The following is a 19,011-nucleotide window of genomic DNA, read 5'->3' on the forward strand; positions in this document are numbered from 1 at the left end:
TTTTGTCAGCCCCCAACTATTCAACATGACGTATCAAAACAGCCGAGGAAATCTTTATTATGCCTGATCCGACTTATACTCCCCCTGCCATTTGGTCTTTCGATGCCGAAAATGGCGGAAAGTTTGCTAATATTAATCGCCCTACAGCGGGGGCTCGTTTTGATAAAACGCTTTCTCGAGGTGAACATCCTTTTCAATTGCATTCGATGGCTACCCCAAACGGTGTCAAAGTAACGGTTATGCTTGAGGAGCTACTTTCTGCCGGTTTCAGCGGCGCAGAATACGACGCCTATCCTGTTAATATTGGTGAAGGTGATCAGTTCGGTAGTGGTTTCGTGGAAATCAATCCCAACTCAAAAATTCCAGCACTAATTGATACCACAACGACCCCAGAAACAAGGGTCTTTGAGTCTGGATCTATTTTGCTATATCTTGCTGAAAAATTTGGCGCATTTCTGCCCAAAGATCATGCTGGGCGAACAGAGTGCCTGAATTGGTTATTTTGGCAGATGGGTAGCGCACCGTTTCTTGGTGGGGGTTTTGGACATTTTTATGCATACGCACCGGAAAAGTACCAATACCCTATCGACCGTTACGCAATGGAAGTTAAACGTCAACTTGATGTGTTAAACCAACAACTTGCAAACAATAAGTACATTGCAGGTGACGAATATACCATCGCAGATATGGCGATTTGGCCTTGGTACGGGGCGCTTGTACGCAACACCGTATATAACGCTGCTGAGTTTCTACAGACCCATGAATATACCCATGTGGTTCGTTGGGCGAACGAAATTGCTGAACGAGCTGCTGTTAAGCGCGGGATGATGGTTAATCGTACGTGGGGCGAACCAGAAGAGCAATTACCTGAGCGACACGCGTCATCTGATTTTGACGCACAAAAATAACAGGCAATAATTTTATTTTTTAAGCCACCATCAGGTGGCTTTTTTGCTAATTAGATAGACCATATAACTGCTTCAGTGTTGTTAATTTTGACAATATTTAAGTATCTACAAGGTTCTTTGCAGATTAGTTTTTAGGAGTAGGGCGATTAAGCGGCTATTATTAGTTGCAAGCAGATGTCGCTGTGATCCAGCCCGTTGCCGACCCGTAGTATTCAGGACCCATTTTATTTAGCAAAATCAAACAGGTAATCTCCATGATTGAATTTTCATTGAACGGTAAAAAAATCACCTCCGATGCTGAGGCCGATACACCCTTGTTATGGGTAATACGCGACGAATTCGGCCTTAAAGGAACAAAATTTGGGTGTGGTATCGCAATGTGCGGTGCGTGTACTGTGCACTTTAATGGTTCGCCCGTGCGTTCGTGTTCATTGCCGATTGGCGCCATCGCCAATGCTGAAATTCGCACGATAGAAGGCTTAGAGGATCAGCATCCTTTGCAAAAAGCATGGGTAGAGCACCAAGTTCCACAGTGTGGTTACTGCCAGTCAGGACAAATCATGCAAGCGGCCGGGTTATTAGCGACCAACGCTAACCCAAGCGAAGAGGAAATTGAAGCCTACATGAGTGGTAACTTATGCCGATGCATGACCTATGCGCGCATCAAAGAAGCTATTAAAGATGTGGCGGGGCAATCGGATTCAGTCGTGCAGATTTACAACCCTAAGCTAGACGCAAAGCAAACACAGGGAGTAAGTTAATATGACTCGTTTACGTAAAGATAGTGTTGAACAAAGTCGTCGCAGCTTTTTGATTGGCTCAGTTGGCGGTGGTTTATTGATGGCTTTTGCGCCGAGCATTAATGCCCTTGAAGTGGTTACCGGTGGCGCATCAAAAAAATTATCGGATAAACTATTTAGTCCGACTGTTTGGTTTGAAATTGATACCAATGGAAATATTCTAGTCAATGTTGCGCGGGCAGAAATGGGACAACATGTTGGCACTGCTATTGCGCGTATCGTAGCTGATGAGCTGGGTGCAGATTGGCAAAACGTTCAAATCAAACATGTAGATACCGACCCTAAATGGGGATACATGGTCACAGGTGGCTCATGGTCAGTGTTTCAAACGTACGTGCCTATGTCACAAGCGGGTGCCGCTGGCCGTACCGTACTGATTGAAGCTGGCGCAAAGATACTAGGTGTTAAACCACAAGACTGTAAAACGCAAAACAGCATGGTAGTGGCGGGTGATCAATCCGTTAGTTTTGCCGATATTGTAAAAAATGGCAAAATCGACCGCGAATTTAGTGCAGATGAGTTGGCTCAATTCAAGCCGAAGAGCCCTGGGAGCCGACAGCTCATTGCAAAACCGAGTCAAGCGCTAGATATTCCAGCAAAAACTAACGGTAGTGCTACCTACGGTATCGACGTTGAGCTAGACAATATGGTCTATGCCAGACCCGTCGTCCCACCTACACGCCACGGCAGTGTTGTTAAAAGCGTGGATGACAGTGCCGCTAAGAAAGTAAAAGGGTACCAGGGTTATGAAATCCTTAAAGACCCCACAGATACTGTACAGGGCTGGGTAACGGTATTGGCTGATAGTTACTATGGTGCGATAAAAGCGGGTAATGCACTGCACGTTGAATACAGCTTGGGAGAGACAGCCAATGTTAGCGAGCAGGATATTCTTGAGCAAGGTGTCGCACTGGCTAAAGATAAAACTACCGGCACCTTGGTGGTTGATAAAGGAGACATCGCTCAAACTGCTGAATCAGCAAAATCGTCGCTAGAATCTGTATATCGAACCTCTTCGGTATTGCACTTTACTTTGGAGCCCGTTAACGCCGCTGTCGAGTTTAAAGATGGCATTTGCCACGTACATTGTGGCAATCAGTGGCAGTCATTATTTTTGCCAGTGGTAGCCAAGGCAGTGGGCCTGAGTGAAGACAAGGTGATTATTCATCAGTATTATTTAGGTGGGGGATTCGGTCGCCGCCTTGCTGGCGATTATATGGTACCTGCGGCACTGACAGCGAAGGCAATTGGTAAACCCGTTAAACTGGTTTTTACGCGTGAAGATGATGCGCGTTTCGACTGTGTTCGCTCTCCTTCCGTACAGCAAATGAATGCTTATTGGGATGCAGACGATAATCTACTTGGCATTGAACATGGTGCGGCCGCTGGTTGGCCTACGTTAGCGATGGCACCCGCTTTTATGCCTGAAGGCGTAGATAAAAAAGGTAAGTTTGACCCATTTTCGATTGCAGGTGCTGACCACTGGTACACGTTAGAAAACCACCGAGTGCGGGCTATTAATAATCCACTTGCCCAGAAAACCTTTGTTCCTGGATGGTTGCGAGCAGTAGGGCCGGGTTGGACGGGCTGGGCAGTTGAGTCGTTTATGGATGAAATTGCCCATAAGCAAAACCTTGATCCAATTGATTTTCGTCTATCGTTACTAGACGCCAGTGGTAAAAATGCTGGTGAAGCCCCCGTTTCTGTTGGTGGCGCTAAGCGACTCGCTAAGGTGCTAACTGATATTCGCCAACAAACGAATTGGGGGCAAACGCTGCCTAAAAATCAAGGCCTAGGCATAGCTATTTCGTCTGGGCAAGAGCGTGATATGCCAACTTGGGGGGCGTGTGTTGCCCATGTTGAAGTGGATCCTACAACAGGTGCGGTAAAGGTACATAAGTTAACGGGATTATTAGACTGCGGAACAGTTGTTCACCCTGATGGTGCTTTAGCGCAAACTCAAGGCTCGATGCTATGGGGTTTGAGTTTAGCCTTGTTCGAAGGAACTGCGTTTGAGAAGGGTCAAGTAAAAGATACTAACCTCAACACGTATTCACCTCTACGCATGAACAACCTACCCGAGTTGGATATCAGTTTTGTGCAAAACACAGAATTTCCTACTGGGTTAGGGGAGCCGGGTTTGATTGCTGTCGCGCCAGCTATTGCTAACGCAATCTTTAATGCAGTGGGTGCCAGAGTCAGAGATTTACCTATTCGCCCAGAAGCAATATTGGCAGCTATGCCAAGCTAGCTGTTTTGTGGCGCGTTACTTATTACAGTACGCGCCACATAATCATTATAAATGAATAATCACACTATTCTGACCAGCCTCAAATTCCCCAAAAAATTAAAGGCTTAGCAAAAGCACTCTGTCTATTTAACGTTCTTGCAATGCTTCCTTACATTTAGTAATTTGCTGCTCACGCAATCAAAATAATAAAAATAAGAGAATGCAGTATGTCAGTAGAAACCCTCTACAAGGTTATCCTTTACCCTTTTATCAATGAGTCCCTTGCTAGTTTAAAAGCTATGACCAATCTGTCGGGTACCGCAGGCGAACCCTTTATGGACAAAGTCGCTGATTTTCGGTTCAAGGGATACGCAGTATGCTCCGAAGTGACAGGGAATTTAAATGGTGTGATCATGATGCATCATTACCCTGAAACAGCGATTTCCATTGGTAATGCAGTCTGTCAAAGTATGTTTAATGAGATCTATCAGCATCAAGAGATGACGGATGATTTGCGTAATGCTTTGGCGGAGTGGGGTAATACCATCGTTGGCCGTTCAACTGATTTACATAGTCGATATAGCCTAGAATACGGTTTTTCTAGTCCGTATTTTGTCGAAGATTTGAGTGAGATGGATAAGTACCTAAACGGCGTTCAAGACGTTGTTACCGTACCGATTAATATTGAAGGTGTCGGGCGGTATTATTTTAATCTATTGATACGCAACGTAGTTTATCGCGAAGGAGGAATTAAGCGAGAAGAAAGTGTTGGTATCGAAAACCCCCATGCAAACGCACTCACAAAAGACAGCCAAATTTTATTGGTCGACGATAGTGCAATGATCCGTAAAGCGTTAACCAGATTCCTGCACGAATTGGGCTACTCTAATGTCATTGAAGCTAATGATGGAAGTGGTGCGCTAGAAATAGTCAAAAGTAACCCACCTGATTTTATTTTCATGGACGTTGTGATGAATAAACTCAATGGTGATAAAGCGTTAGCTGAAATTCGTCGCTTGGGTTCAAATGTACCCATTGTTATGCTTTCCTCTGTCACAGATCAATTATTAGTTAAATCCTGTCAGGAACAAGGTATATCCGGCTTTATATTCAAACCTATTCATGCAAACAATGGGACTGAAATAATAGCGCGCTACCTGAAGGTCGCATAAATAGTAAGCGATGCAATTGTGCCTCGATTTATGGGGCGATTTGATTGTTAATAATTCCTTAAGAATTAGGCAATATACTTTTGCATTAATTAATTTTGATTGCTCTGTTTGCTGACAATACTGAATTGTCGATCCGACACGTTACCGTCAGCAAAACATAAATTTGGTGTTGTAAAATGGAATTGTCTGTCGTTATCCCGGCCAAAAACGAAGCGCAGAATGTCGCGCCATTGATCCATGAGATTATCGAAATACTCGACGGTACCGTCGAGTTTGAAATCGTATATGTAGATGATGGCAGTGATGATCGCACTATCAACGAACTGTACAAAATAATTGATGCTGGTTTTGATTGTATTCAACCTGTTCGGCATAAGACAAGCGTGGGACAAAGTACCGCCATAATGAGCGGCGTTAAGGCTGCTAGCGGTGAATTGATTGTTACGATGGACGCAGATGGTCAAAACGATCCAGCGGATATACCCAATTTACTACAAGCTGCCCGCGAGCTACCTCCAGGAACCGATTTTTGTGTAGCGGGCTACCGCCGAAAACGCAAAGACACTGCCTGGAAACGTTTCCAGTCGAAAGTGGCTAATGGTGTACGTGCTTGGCTATTAAACGATGGAACCCCAGATACTGGCTGTGGTTTAAAAATCATTCCTAAACATACTTTTATGAAACTACCCTATTTCGATCATATGCATCGATTTCTTCCTGCATTGGTCAAGCGTATTAATGGTCAAGTCATTGTGCTTGAGGTTAACCACCGGGATCGCCAAGCAGGGGAGTCCAAGTACAATATGTTAGGTAGGCTTAGAGTGGGGGTGGTTGATATTTTCGGGGTGTTATGGCTAACGCGTCGGGTTAAAATACCTGAGTATTTGGATTAGTTAATGCTCCAAAAAAAGCGTATATTATTTTCCTCCAAGGGACTGCAAAAAGGTTTGTTGTTTTTATTTGTGTGCGCTGTATTAGGCGGACTCATTAGCACGCTACCGTTATTTGATGCTTTCAATCGTCATTGGGTTGATTCTACTATTCGTAATAATGGCATTGAAGGGATAGGATATTTTCTATTATTCAGTGCTGGCACAATGGCTATCGGTTGCCCACGACAGGTTATGGCGTTTCTAGGAGGGTATGCCTTTGGCTTTGTGCAAGGCGTAGCACTGTCAGTGGTCGCCGCTATCATTGGATGTCTGTTAAGCTTTTTTGTTTCTCGTATGTTACTTAGACCGTTAATCACGCGTCGTTATGCTCAGCGTATTCACCGTATTAATGATTTTCTAAAAGACAAACCCATCACAAAAACTGTTGTAATTCGTCTGCTACCGGTAGGCAATAATTTACTGACTAACCTACTCGCTGGTGTAACTGATGTAAAAGCGCGCTACTTCTTGATTGGCTCAGGCATTGGTTACATCCCTCAAATGGCGGTTTTTGCTTTGATGGGAAAAGGCATTGTTGTGCTATCAATTTGGAAAATAGTGTTAAGTGTGGCGCTGTTTTGCGTTTCTAGCGCATTGAGTATTGGTTTGTATAAGCAATATAAGAATTCGAAAATCGTGGAAGCAACCGCTAAGCCACAAAAAAATGCGTTAATGTGTGAATAGGCTATTTAGCGCGGAGTGGTATTAATGACCGTCTCATCTGCAACATTGTTAAACAGGCCGCACTTCCTCAGTGGGCATAATCATTATACTAACGTTATTTGGCTGTTGTTACTTGCCTGTTCAATGATTCTATTGGGGTTAGGATTACGCGATCCTTGGCCAGCGGATGAGCCTCGTTTTGCTTTAATTGCTAAAGATATGGTCGATTCTGGTCAGTGGTTTTTCCCCATGCGGGGCGGCGAGTTATATCCTGATAAGCCACCAATATTTATGTGGTCGATTGCTATTTTCTATGCATTATTTGGCTCCCTCAAACTGGCATTTCTGGTCCCCAGTGCATTGGCAGGCATTGTTACCGTTTTACTTGTTTATGATATTGGCCGCAGATTATGGTCTGAGCAAATTGGTTGGTATGCAGGCTTGTTGTTATTAGCTACATTGCAATTTATCTTACAAGCAAAAACCGCTCAAATTGATGCCATGGTGTGCTGCTGGATCACGATCGGATGTTACAGTCTGCTGCGCTTCTTGCTCCTTAAAGGCAGTTGGTTTTGGTATTTTCTTGCTTGGTTTTTTATGGGGCTCGGCATTATTACCAAGGGGGTCGGTTTTCTTCCTGTATTAATGCTTATTCCTTATGTCGTCCTTAGGTTGAGTAAGCAGGAGTACGTCATCAATTCAACCCCTGGTTGGTCTTGGCATTGGTTGCTTGGGCCCGTCGTTATGTTGGGGGCGATCTGTTTATGGTTCTTACCTATGTTGTATTGGGTTGATATCCAGCAAAATCTATTTTTTGATGCGTACCGCGATAATATTTTGTTTAAACAAACAGTGACTCGCTATGCTGATTCTTGGCATCACGTTAAACCCTTTTGGTATTATCTGACGAGCGTTATTCCCGTATTTTGGTTACCATTAAGTCTTTGTATACCTTGGGTCATTAAGCCTTGGGCCAAAGCGATCAGAAGTAGTGACTGGCGTGTTACGCTTGTTCTTGGTTGGATAGTGCTGTTATTAATTTTTTTTAGTATTAGTCCGGGAAAGCGCGGGGTCTATATTTTACCGGCATTGCCAATGTTAGCCTTGATAATCGCGCCTTATTTGCAGCAAATATTACAGAGCAAGTTATTGAACTGGCTGTTATTTGTATTTGTATTTGTATTGTCGATTGGGTTATTTCTATTTGGCCTAGGTGGTCAAATTGACATGGCCTTTGCTAATAAACTCGGTATTAAATACGATATTGAGCCCTGGGCATTTTTTATGACGCTTGGAGTGATAGGGTTACTTATTTCAGTCTTTGTTGTGGCGGCGAAAAAACGCGGGATAAAACCTTTTACCAGCTGGATAATATTTATACCCTTATTATGGATTGGTTATTCTACCAGGGGCTATCAGTTATTGAATAAGGTCAAAACACCTAAAAATGTATTTACGTCGATGGCCGATGTCGTTTCCAATGATGCACAGCTGGCGTTAATTAACTTTTCTGAGCAATTTATTTTATTCTCACCTTACCCAGTGACACATTTTGGTTATCACACGCCTGTAGCCCCGCAAATTAAAGCGGCATGGCGCTGGCAAAAAGATAAACCCAATGGCGTTATCTTACTCGACGCCACATCAGTAACAGACTGCTTTGATATGCAAAAAGCGTTGCCTGTAGGGCTTGCACACAGAGTAAACTGGGTCGTGCTAAAGTATAATGCCAGACGCTCAACTTGTGCTGAACCTAGCATTAAGGTTAATGAGTTTTCTAAGCTTTCATCAAGCATTAAGTGATATATCACTCGGTGATTGATTGAAGTGGCGCTTAAACTCACGACTAAATTGTGATGCACTTGAGTAACCCACTTGAAAAGCGGCTTCATTCGCTCTTGTGCCGTTAGCGGTAATTAAGTCCTTGGCTTTGACTAAACGGATTTTCTTTAGATATTGCAAGGGTGATTCAAACGTGACTTGTCTAAACGCTCTATGGAAGGCTGACACGCTCATATTTACGTCTTCTGCTAAGGTTTCTACTGAAATAGGGCTAGCATAATTGGCGTGCAAGGTATTTAGCGATCGCGCTATGCGAGCGTAGTGTCCGTCGTGTTGAGCCAAGCCAATTAAGGTTTTTCCTTGAGGCCCACATAACACGCGATAAACTAGCTCTTTGACGATATCGGCGCCAAAAATATCACTTTCGATGGTGTTCGGCAGTACCTCAATCAAGCGCTGTATGGTTTGCATTAATGGGCCATCTATTTTTGCTGACTGAACGCAGCTAACTTGGCGACATTGTTCATTATCTATGTAACCTTGGTGTTGGCGCATTTGATTGACCAATTTGTGCAACAGCGTCGGATCGACATCTACAGCTAAACCCATGATGGGTAAACCCTCTTCAGTGAACGCTTCACATTCTAGAGGCATAGGGATCCCCAGAACCAAATAGTTTCCTGCTCCGTACTGAATTTGATGTTCAGGAAAATGAATCACTTTTCGACCTTGAGCAACGATGATAATGCCTGATTGATAAACCAGCGGTTGTCGAGAGTTACCTTTGCTGGCGCGGAAAAAGTGCACACCAGGTATAGATGTTCGAACATTGCCTTCAAGGTTGTGTAAATCCGCATGCTCAGCGAATGTATTCAATGCAGTTGCGATTTTATCCATGAGCTTCTCTTACAATTTTATTAAGAGCTAAAATACTTAATTTGATAGTTTTAGGCAAGCTTTTGCGGTTTATTGCTCTTTTAAAGTATCTTTTTAGCCACTAATATACCTCTACTGATTTAAAGGTTCGTTGCGTACCACGAACTTGACAACAAACTTACATTTCCTATAGGGGACATTAATATGAAATTCAGTTACGTAAACTCAACCCAGATACAGTTTGGCCAAGGACAAATAGCATCACTGAGCAAACTTATCTCTCCCAAGCAAAAAGTACTGGTTGTGTATGGTGGTGGTTCGATTAAAAAGAACGGTGTATATGATCAAGTGGTCGCGGCGTTAGCCGATCATAACTGGCTTGAATTCTCAGGTGTAGGCGCTAACCCAACAATTGAAGTGCTTGATAAAGCGGTTGCCATTGCTAAAGAGCAGAAGGTTGACTTTGTGTTAGGCGTCGGTGGTGGCTCAGTAATTGACGGTGTAAAATATATCGCCGCTGCGGCAACCTATGAAGGTGAAGGATGGGATATTCTGACCGGCAAGCATAAGGTCACAAATGCACTGCCTTTGGGTGCAGTATTAACACTTCCTGCGACTGGTTCCGAGTCGAATTCAGGCTCAGTGGTAAGTAAAGCCGCGACACACGAAAAACTAGCTTTTATGGCTCCGGCGGTTCAACCTAAATTCGCAGTGATGGATCCAGACGTCATGAAAACGTTGCCTCAACGTCAATTGGTCAATGGTTTAGTCGATGCATGGGTGCATACTTGTGAGCAATATTTGACGTTTCCAGCGGGCGCTTTGGTGCAAGACGGTTATGCGGAAGCATTACTTAAAGCATTAAAAACCTTAGGCGATAATTTTGCTGAGCAGGATGATGCATGGCGTGCTAATTTGATGTGGGCGGCTAATCAGGCTTTGAATGGCTTAATTGGCTCTGGTGTAGCGCAAGATTGGGCGACTCATATGATTGGACATGAATTAACGGCCTTGTATGGCGTGGACCACGCCCGCTCATTAGCTATCATTCAGCCTTCATTGTTGCGCAATCAACTTGCGGTTAAAAAAGCCAAACTAGAACAGATGGGCAAAAATGTCTTTGGTCTAGCAGATTCTGATGATTTAGCTGAGCGCACTATCGACGCCATTGAAGATTTCTATCATAGCTTGGACGTAGCGACGAAATTGACTGAACATAAAGGCGATAAAGCGCACGCAATAGATGCGGTTATGGCACAACTTGAAGCTCATGGAATGAACGCTATTGGTGAAAATCAAGCGATTACATTAACCCAGAGTCGTGAAATTCTTAACCAAGCTGTCGCTTAGGGAGTGTTTTTAGATAAGTATTTATGTGTTGCCGCTGAGTCTTATTCTTGAGGCGTTAGCGGTTTTTATAATGTTTACTTATGAAAAGTGGGTTACACGCAAACGGTGTAACCCATAATATTACTAGTTGTTCTCTTGAATAATATGCACATCGCGCTGAGGGAAAGGTATTGTGAGGCCAGCCTCTTCAATGGCACCTTTGAGCATTGGACGAATATCGAAGAACAATGACCAATAGTCCTCTGTTTTAACGAAGGCTCGCACTAAGAAATCGACTGAGCTTGCACCTAAATCAACCACAGCAACCACATTGCCTTCCTCCTGCAAAACTCGTGGATCATTCTTAATGGCTTCTTCCATAGCCGCTTTACCTTTAGCGATATCATCGGAATAAGAAATACCGATAGATATCTCTACCGCTCTTACACTGCTTGCCGTGTAATTGGTGATGTTACCGTTAGCTAATGGACCATTGGGTACAATGATAATACGCTTATCAAAAGTTTCGAAGGTCGTAACGAAAATGCCGATATCGATAACCGCACCTTCTAATCCTTGTGCGCCAACATAGTCCGATACTTTGAATGGGCGAAAGATTAGGATCATAACCCCGCCAGCGAAGTTAGATAAACTTCCCTGCAAAGCGAAGCCTACCGCTAAACCTGCGGCGCCTAAAATAGCCACGAAAGAGGTAGTTTCAATTCCCACCATTGATGCCACGCTAATAACAAGCAACACCTTGAGGACAACTTCAAATATATTGGTTAAAAATTGCGCTAAGGTCTCATCAGGCAGCCCTTTAACAGCGTGGCGTCTTACGGCGTTGCTGACTTTTCCGATAATCCACAGGCCAACAACTAGTACAATGATGGCTAGAATAAGCTGACCACCGTACTCAGTGCCTAACGTGATAGCTTTGTCATAGAATGTTTGCAATTGTGTTTCGAATGATTCCATTAAACGTCCCTTTTAAGTATTTATTCCGCAAACGACTACTGATGTTCGCAATGTGATTGTGATGCGGCAAACGAAAAGGATTACCGCCATCAGTCACTTATTGCTCTTAGCAATGTGACATACATTAAATTCTATGGTGGAACGGCTGAAAAGGGTATTAGACAATAGTTTATTGAATTTACGCGTTTTTAAAGAAGCTAAAAACGGAATAATCAAACAAGCGAATTGGACGACTAGCGCTTGCTAAAAGTGATTTTTTCTAGATGAACATACTTCGACATAGCAACGCAATATTAATGACAAGGTAGAGCCATTTGTACAAATAATTGCTCCAATTGACGCTCTATAGTGTCTTTATCACCAGTGGCTTTTAAATAAGTACGCCAACCTATGATATTCACTTGCAACGTTTTAGCGGCTGCAATTACATCTAATTGAGCGGGCAGAGTACCTTGTTCTTTTGCCTCGTTTAGTACTTGAGCAAACAAGGCTTCGACATTTACAAGAAGAGAGCGGACCTGTGTTAAAATTTCAACATGACTTTCATCAAGTTCAGATAACGTTTTTACCAGCATGCACAATTCACTTGGTCTGTTCGCGTTAGGGCTTAGCACTAATTCAAATAATAGCGTTTTAAAAGCTTGTAACACATCAATCTGGCCAAAAACTTGGACTTGCATTTGCGTGCCAAGAGCTTGAGCATAATGGTTTAGCACGGTGATGAACAACGCGGATTTACTGCCAAAGGCGGCATAAATACTGCCAGGACGCATATCTATTGAACTTTGTAATTCACGAGTAGACGTACCTAGGTAGCCTTTTTCCCAGAATAAGTTTTTAGCTTTTTCGAGTACTTCTTCCCTATCGAATTTCGATATATTCGCCATACTCACCTCTCTATAAAATGTTTATTCGCTGTGATTAGCATATACAACACAGTATGCTGATAAATTAAATTCTGGTTATTTACGTTATTGTGCCGATATTGACATACCACTTATATGCACTTTAATGTTGTTGCCCAAGACACAGTTTTTGAACGAGCGTTCAACTAAAGATTACCGTTCTCACGATATTATGTCAATCGTTGACTGTTCCAAATTGCTTCGATATATATCGAAGCAATTTTGTTATCAAGTAGCAAATTAGCACGAATATAGATAATTTTTAGTGACTTAAGTTGTGAACCTGATGTGGGTATTTTAAATTTTTAGAAAGGATGTTATGCGTTATTATCTTATTACATTATGTGGAATAACTGGTAAACGTCATTTTTATAAAATTATTCACTGTAATCGATGATTATCCATTTTCCTTTAACGAAAGCGCTTAATGTCAACCAGACTTTAGTATATAGTCTGCGGAAAATTAGCATGTAAATCAGTGAGTAAGACTTTCACAATCTAAAACACTGGGTTTTAGTCAGAGATTAAAACAGGAGTTCGACGTTATTCCTCAGGTCATGCCCGAAGTAGGCAGAAATCATAAGCTCGTTAATCGGGCCAGAATACTCATTGTCGATGATGAACCGATCAATATTCATATTTTGTCTAATGCGTTGACTGAAACCTACGACATATTCGCGGTTACTTCTGGTTCTGCGGCGATTGATTTTTGCTTGGCAACACCGCCCGATCTGATTTTGATGGATATTGATATGCCCGTCATTGATGGCGTCGCTGCGTGCAATCTGTTAAAAGAATATACTGAAACCCAAGACATCCCCATCGTATTCGTCACCGGCCACGGAGACGCGAGCGCTGAGGATCGCTGTTGGAATGCTGGGGGTGTTGACTTTTTGACCAAGCCGGTAAACGTCAACACGTTGAAGCATCGTATTAAATCCCATCTGGCGTTTAAATTTTTAACTGATGAGTTACGTCGAATGGCTTATCAAGATGGTCTAACGCAAGTCAGCAACAGGCGATATTTCGATGAGTATTTGGCCCGCCAGCAAAAGCTTAATCAGCGTTCAGGTAACTCGCTTGGTTTACTGATGTTTGATATTGATTTCTTTAAATCATTCAACGATCTTTACGGGCATCTAGCCGGCGACGATAGCTTGAAACTCGTTGCTAAGGCATTGAAAGATGCGGTCGATCGCCCCGGAGATTTTGTGGCACGCTTTGGTGGAGAAGAATTTGCGATTGTATTGCCAGAAACTGACCTTACTGGCGCAATCTCAGTTGCTAAAAAAGTTCAGCAAGAAATACACGCCTTACAAATTGAACATGAAGGCTCACCATTTGGAATGATCACGGGCAGCATAGGCATTGCCGTTTGCGACCCGGTATCTGCAGAACAAAACGAATTAATAGAGATTGCGGATAAACGACTGTATCAAGCAAAGACTTCTGGTCGAAATATGTTTATTTCTCAGTAATTACGTTTCTTTCCTGGCCTTCAATTAATTGACCAAATCTGCACTTAACTCGTATTCAAGGGAAGGGTCGACTAAAAACTTTCCCGCCATGGCTTCTCGGCCAAGTAGCATCAGGTAAGTCATTTCAGAGCGGTCAGTTAACGTAAGTTGAATATCCCAATTCAAATCCGCCATCTTAATTTCAGTCTTAATAGTATAGCGTTTCTCTAGAGTGGCGGTGGAGCTTTTCACCCGCTTAATGACCTCCACTTTTGCTTCACGGCGGACAATTTCCGCTACGTTGTGGATATTCGGATGAATATCAAAACTAACCCATAATTTCCCATCACGCTTGAATTCCTCAATATTATCAACATGTAATGAGGATGTCGTGGCGCCAGTATCGACCCGTACATTTAAAGATTGAATGGTCAGCTCAGGTAAATCACACAATTCAAGTGTGCCAATTATGGGTTTATTCAAATATCTATGCATGATTAAGTCTCATCAAATGTAGGTGGCACGGGCGATAAATTATCTTGTAGTAATTCAACATGCTCGGCCACAGAATCAGGGGCGTGAAAATAGGCGATGTGATACATCGCTTCGCCCTCTTGAGCCAAGGGTATATTTTGTTTGCCAATGACGACGCCTTCAGCAGGGCTAAGCACTGTGGTTAATGGCGTGCCATAAGGGTCTGCAATGGTTGCGAGCGGCGCACCTTTGAGCACGTGGTCCCCAAGCTGTGCAATATGATTAACAAAGCCGCTTTCTTGAGCTCGGACCCAACCGCTTTGACGAGCAACAAAGCGTTGGATAGAGTCATTTTTTGTGCGTCTTGCACTTAGCATGCTTAGTGAACGCATAACATTGATAATACCCTTTACTCCAGCGCGGATCGAAAATTCATCGTATCTTAACGCTTGTCCCGCCTCATAAAGCAGAATATTCACCCCTAGATCAGATGCGGCTTGGCGTAAAGAACCATCCCGCAAGTTGCTGTTAAGTAACACAGGAACGCCAAACGCTCTGGCCATTTCCATGGTTTGCTTATCATCTAAGTTGGCGCGAATTTGCGGTAAGTTGCTGCGATGAATTGCACCTGTGTGTAAGTCGATGCCCACATCACATTTACTGACGATTTCTTGTAAAAATAGGTCAGCAATAATACCTGCCAAAGAGCCTTTTTTGCTGCCGGGGAAACTACGATTTAAATCGCGCCGGTCAGGCATATAGCGACTTTGATTGAGTACACCATAAACATTGACCATAGGAACAGCAATTAACGTGCCTCGCAAATTTGCTAGCGATTTACTTTTTAATAAACGGCTAATAATCTCGATTCCATTTAGCTCATCGCCATGTATGGCGGCACTAACGAACATTACAGGACCATCACGTTTGCCTCTTTGCACGTGAACGGGAATCGACATTCTGGTCGCAGTGTAAAGAGGGGGCATTTCTAATTGTATTTTTTTTGTCTCGCCAGGCCCTATTTCAATGCCGCCGATAATAAGTGGAGTCATTTAGCCTTTACCGCGCGTTTTGGTATTGTTGGGTTTGGCATTTTTAGCAATAAATTCAATTATCATGCCTGCAACATCTTTACCTGTTGCACTTTCGATTCCTTCAAGACCTGGTGAAGAGTTGACTTCCATAACAACGGGACCATTATTTGAGCGCAGTATATCTACCCCACACATATTAAGGCCCATGGTTTTAGCCGCATCGATGGCAGTTTTTCGTTCCTCAGGTGACAAACGTACTAAACTGGCAGAGCCTCCCCGGTGTAAGTTAGAGCGAAACTCACCAGCTGCTGCTTGACGTTTCATAGCCGCGACGACTTTTCCGCCGACGACTAAACAGCGGATATCGGCGCCGCCAGCTTCTTTGATATATTCCTGAACCAAAATATTCGCATTTAAACCCATAAAAGCTTCAATAATAGACTCCGCTGCCTTTTGCGTATCGGCCAGCACTACGCCTATCCCTTGTGTTCCTTCAAGCAACTTAATGACGACCGGCGCACCTCCGACGTTTTTAATTAAGTCGTCAATACGATCTGGGTGATGGGCAAATCCGGTGCGAGGCATACCAATACCTTTACGCGACAGTAGCTGCATTGAACGCAATTTGTCTCGCGAACGACTGATCGCCACAGATTCATTGATGCTAAATGTTCCCATCATCTCAAATTGGCGTACCACAGCCGTGCCATAAAATGTCACTGATGCGCCGATACGCGGAATTACGGCGTCATACTGAGGTAACGCTTCGCCTTTAAATCTAACTGTGGGGCGATTGCTACTAATGTCCATATAGCAATGAAGTGTATCGATGACATCGACTTCGTGGCCTAGACTTTCGCCTGCTTCTTTGAGGCGTTTTGTGGAATAAATATTTTTGTTACGCGATAAAATAGCTATCTTCATATGGATCTCTGAAAAACGAATAAATGTAAATTGGGTCAAACCGTGTAAGGACTAGGCCGAATAAAGAGCGTCAACGCTAGCTTATTCTCAAGTGTAATAAGCAAAAAGGTTAAGCTGATAATATTGCTTTGATTATATGCCATTAGTCTACACCTTTTATGAAAGTTTGAATCCTCTGTCCATGAAAAACAGGTAGGCATCTATTATGAGGTGATTTATATTCGCCCCACTATTCGTTCGGTGGGAGTATCACCATGCAGGATCATCAAAAGTCATCTCTACATCAGCGCGACAGTTTTCTATGGGCTTACTATTTTGAACAGGGTTCTGCGCGGCATATCGATCCCAAAGAATTACAAAACCCTTCGCAACGCGAGGGTTTCAGTTGGATCCATATACAATCTGACGCCATCGATGCTGAGCAAACTATGGCCGATTTGGGCCTGTCTAAGTCAGTGTCCGATTCATTACTTGCCTTAGAAACTCGTCCTAAGACATTACAAATTGAAGGGGGGTTGCTGATATATTTACGTGGTATCAACACTAACCCCGATGCCGATCCAGAAGATATGGTGTCATTGCGTTTATGGTTGACTGAAAAGGGTATTGTCTCTAGCCGCCGTAAGGGGCGAAAGCTGCTTTCTGTGCAAGACGTTAAAAATGATATTGAGCAGGGCGCAAAGATAAACAGCGTCGGTGACTTATTATTGGAGATTATTGAGCGAGTGGTAGTACGGATCAGTGAAATGGTCGATATTTTAGATGAAGAATTGGTGGCGTTTGAAACTTCTGAATCGATGGATATTCAGGCGCGCCAACGATTGTCTGCTGTGCGTAGACAAGCCGCTGCGATACGTCGTTATCTCGCCCCGCAACGTGATGCCTTAGATACGCTCTATCGCAGCAATCAATTTTTAACCAGTGAGCAAGCGTTTACTTTACGGGAGTTGAGCGACAGAACCACGCGCTATGTTGAAGATTTAGATTTAGCCCGTGAACGAGCATTAGTCTTACAAGACGAACTGCGCAATCGCATAGCTGAGAAGCAAGGCATGGTGTTATACGTATTGTCTCTGGTGACAGCTATCTTCTTGCCATTGTCATTTTTAACGGGTGTATTTGGGATGAATGTGGGTGGTTTACCGGGAATTGATAACCCAGAAGCATTTAACGTTTTGACATTTTCTATGATTGCGTTAGTCGCAGTGCTCGGTGGTTTTATGATCTGGAAGAGGTGGTTTTAAAGGCCAGCTATAACTCCATAACACAACGAATTATGAAAACTTTCATCTATTACCAACTAAAATGATGCAATTATTTACAACCTTTTTTGGTCTCGGTACGTAATGACAGTTCATAATAGGTGAAATGTGCACTTGCGCAGTCATAAATTGAAAAATAAGGGACCTTGTGCAGCAGTTTGCGGCCTCATCACATAATCAAACCGTCGCGCAGCAGGTTATCACCCTGCTTTCAAAGCGAATTGACGCCTTAGGTTACAAAGCCATAGTCCATGTAGAACTTGAAGGCGTCTACGAGACCGCCAGTGCGAAGCATAGCTTAGACTTTGAAGGGGTGAATAAAACGCTTTTGAAATTGGGCATCAATGGCGAGTTGAAAACTGAATTTTGGCACCAACAATGGGAATATGTCTCATTGTTTAACGGTCAATCACCGTTAAAGGAAGCGCAAGATTTAGCCAGTGCGATGCGCTTTTTACCTATTATCATGCGCCGTTTTGGTGCCGAAAAGGTGTTGTTAAAACCGGTTGCTTGGGCGGCAGATAAAGGGCGATATGTACCGGGTTCAGGCGCTATATTCTCAACTGATACACGGTCAGTGCATATACCAAATGCTATCCAAATGAACGTAAGCGTGGCAGATGAGAAAGGCAATAACCTCGTCCCTAGTTCCACAGTAGGGGAATGGATACAGCATCATCTACTGTTAACGAGCTTGGCATGCTGTGCATTGTTTTTGCCAGAAGAGGATGCGTTCAAACGTTTGGCACTGCGCACAGAGTATGGTTTAGATGCAGAGCTTAGTTCGCCATTTCTATTATCCGGTGGACACCAAGGCAGCATCGCACTTTATAAAGAGGTGGGTAAGCATAATCAGCTAATGGGGCAGGAGCCCTTTTTATATGGGGCAAATAATCAGGTGTTAAGTTATAGCAACGATTGGCATAAAACAGCCCGAGTAGAGCATAGAATTGGTGCGACGAGTGATGCTTATGATCCTTATTTGAATATGATCTTTATTTTACTTAACGTTCTACAAGGGATCGAGAGCTGGCAAAGCACTGATGGGCTGCCGCCAATCTTCGAAAGCTGCGCATTCCCTTCTTCGCTACACGATACCCATTTAGTTGATGGCTCTGTCAATCAAGGGGCATTGACCTTATTTAGCCAGCAACATTGGTTTGCACATCAAGTCGACCGTCATTGTCAGGAGGCTTTTCGGGATCAGTTTAATTCCGTTGGACAGAAGCTACACGCTGAATTTTTAGCCCGGTATTTACCGGCTATGACGATATAAATAAAGAAG

The 19,011-nt window shown here is 43.3% G+C and carries 17 protein-coding genes; 11 read left to right on the plus strand and 6 right to left on the minus strand.

Annotation, left to right across the window (positions count from 1 at the left end):
* The first annotated feature begins 59 nt into the window (after nt 1-59).
* The 7 genes from yghU to GQR89_RS03025 all read left to right on the plus strand — a co-directional run bounded on the left by yghU (nt 60) and on the right by GQR89_RS03025 (nt 8,508).
* Nucleotides 60-908, plus strand: coding sequence for a glutathione-dependent disulfide-bond oxidoreductase (gene yghU, locus GQR89_RS02995; RefSeq protein WP_158768689.1), 849 nt, complete (start codon nt 60-62; stop codon nt 906-908).
* A gap of 254 nt (nt 909-1,162) precedes the next feature.
* Nucleotides 1,163-1,669, plus strand: coding sequence for a (2Fe-2S)-binding protein (locus GQR89_RS03000; RefSeq protein WP_158768690.1), 507 nt, complete (start codon nt 1,163-1,165; stop codon nt 1,667-1,669).
* Nucleotide 1,670: 1 nt separating this feature from the next.
* Nucleotides 1,671-3,959, plus strand: a complete 2,289-nt coding sequence (locus tag GQR89_RS03005) for a xanthine dehydrogenase family protein molybdopterin-binding subunit (RefSeq protein ID WP_158768691.1) — start codon at nt 1,671-1,673, stop codon at nt 3,957-3,959.
* Between the two features lie 206 nt (nt 3,960-4,165).
* The gene (locus GQR89_RS03010; RefSeq protein ID WP_158768692.1) at nt 4,166-5,110 is read left to right on the plus strand and encodes a response regulator; all 945 of its coding nucleotides are present in this window, start codon (nt 4,166-4,168) and stop codon (nt 5,108-5,110) included.
* Nucleotides 5,111-5,286: 176 nt separating this feature from the next.
* Nucleotides 5,287-6,003: a glycosyltransferase family 2 protein gene (locus GQR89_RS03015; RefSeq protein ID WP_158768693.1), complete on the plus strand. Its 717-nt coding sequence runs from the start codon at nt 5,287-5,289 to the stop codon at nt 6,001-6,003.
* A gap of 3 nt (nt 6,004-6,006) precedes the next feature.
* Nucleotides 6,007-6,726 carry a TVP38/TMEM64 family protein gene (locus tag GQR89_RS03020; protein ID WP_158768694.1) on the plus strand — a complete coding sequence of 240 codons (720 nt, stop codon included), beginning with the start codon at nt 6,007-6,009 and terminating at the stop codon, nt 6,724-6,726.
* A 24-nt stretch (nt 6,727-6,750) separates the two neighbouring features.
* Complete coding sequence (locus GQR89_RS03025) at nt 6,751-8,508, plus strand: glycosyltransferase family 39 protein (protein ID WP_158768695.1); 1,758 nt, start codon at nt 6,751-6,753, stop codon at nt 8,506-8,508.
* On the opposite strand, the gene GQR89_RS03030 is transcribed toward GQR89_RS03025, so the two are convergent.
* On the minus strand, nt 8,494-9,384 hold the full coding sequence (locus GQR89_RS03030; RefSeq protein ID WP_158768696.1) for an AraC family transcriptional regulator: 891 nt from the start codon (nt 9,382-9,384) through the stop codon (nt 8,494-8,496). The genes GQR89_RS03025 and GQR89_RS03030 overlap by 15 nt on opposite strands.
* 183 nt (nt 9,385-9,567) lie before the next feature.
* On the opposite strand from GQR89_RS03030, the gene GQR89_RS03035 reads away from it, so the two are divergent.
* On the plus strand, nt 9,568-10,713 hold the full coding sequence (locus GQR89_RS03035) for an iron-containing alcohol dehydrogenase (protein WP_158768697.1): 1,146 nt from the start codon (nt 9,568-9,570) through the stop codon (nt 10,711-10,713).
* Between the two features lie 123 nt (nt 10,714-10,836).
* Here GQR89_RS03035 and GQR89_RS03040 read toward each other — a convergent pair whose 3' ends face one another.
* Nucleotides 10,837-11,670, minus strand: coding sequence for a mechanosensitive ion channel family protein (locus tag GQR89_RS03040; protein ID WP_158768698.1), 834 nt, complete (start codon nt 11,668-11,670; stop codon nt 10,837-10,839).
* A gap of 293 nt (nt 11,671-11,963) precedes the next feature.
* Complete coding sequence (locus tag GQR89_RS03045; protein WP_158768699.1) at nt 11,964-12,557, minus strand: TetR/AcrR family transcriptional regulator; 594 nt, start codon at nt 12,555-12,557, stop codon at nt 11,964-11,966.
* Between the two features lie 575 nt (nt 12,558-13,132).
* Here GQR89_RS03045 and GQR89_RS03050 point away from each other — a divergent pair.
* Entirely contained in the window at nt 13,133-14,053 is a 921-nt protein-coding gene (locus GQR89_RS03050; RefSeq protein ID WP_158768700.1) for a diguanylate cyclase, read from the plus strand.
* Between the two features lie 24 nt (nt 14,054-14,077).
* On the opposite strand, the gene GQR89_RS03055 is transcribed toward GQR89_RS03050, so the two are convergent.
* From GQR89_RS03055 to rimK, 3 genes are read right to left on the minus strand one after another with little or no spacing between them, the layout of a single operon-like run.
* Nucleotides 14,078-14,527, minus strand: coding sequence for a RimK/LysX family protein (locus tag GQR89_RS03055; RefSeq protein ID WP_158768701.1), 450 nt, complete (start codon nt 14,525-14,527; stop codon nt 14,078-14,080).
* Nucleotides 14,528-14,529: 2 nt separating this feature from the next.
* Nucleotides 14,530-15,558, minus strand: a complete 1,029-nt coding sequence (locus tag GQR89_RS03060) for a succinylglutamate desuccinylase/aspartoacylase family protein (protein WP_158768702.1) — start codon at nt 15,556-15,558, stop codon at nt 14,530-14,532.
* Nucleotides 15,559-16,464, minus strand: a complete 906-nt coding sequence (rimK, locus tag GQR89_RS03065) for a 30S ribosomal protein S6--L-glutamate ligase (protein WP_158768703.1) — start codon at nt 16,462-16,464, stop codon at nt 15,559-15,561.
* Nucleotides 16,465-16,718: 254 nt separating this feature from the next.
* Here rimK and GQR89_RS03070 point away from each other — a divergent pair, with 254 nt between their 5' ends.
* On the plus strand, nt 16,719-17,708 hold the full coding sequence (locus tag GQR89_RS03070) for a zinc transporter ZntB (RefSeq protein WP_158768704.1): 990 nt from the start codon (nt 16,719-16,721) through the stop codon (nt 17,706-17,708).
* 166 nt (nt 17,709-17,874) lie between these two features.
* Nucleotides 17,875-19,002: a hypothetical protein gene (locus GQR89_RS03075; protein WP_158768705.1), complete on the plus strand. Its 1,128-nt coding sequence runs from the start codon at nt 17,875-17,877 to the stop codon at nt 19,000-19,002.
* Nucleotides 19,003-19,011 lie beyond the last annotated feature (9 nt).

This window comes from Paraglaciecola sp. L1A13 (assembly GCF_009796745.1).
Taxonomy (GTDB): Bacteria; Pseudomonadota; Gammaproteobacteria; order Enterobacterales; family Alteromonadaceae; genus Paraglaciecola.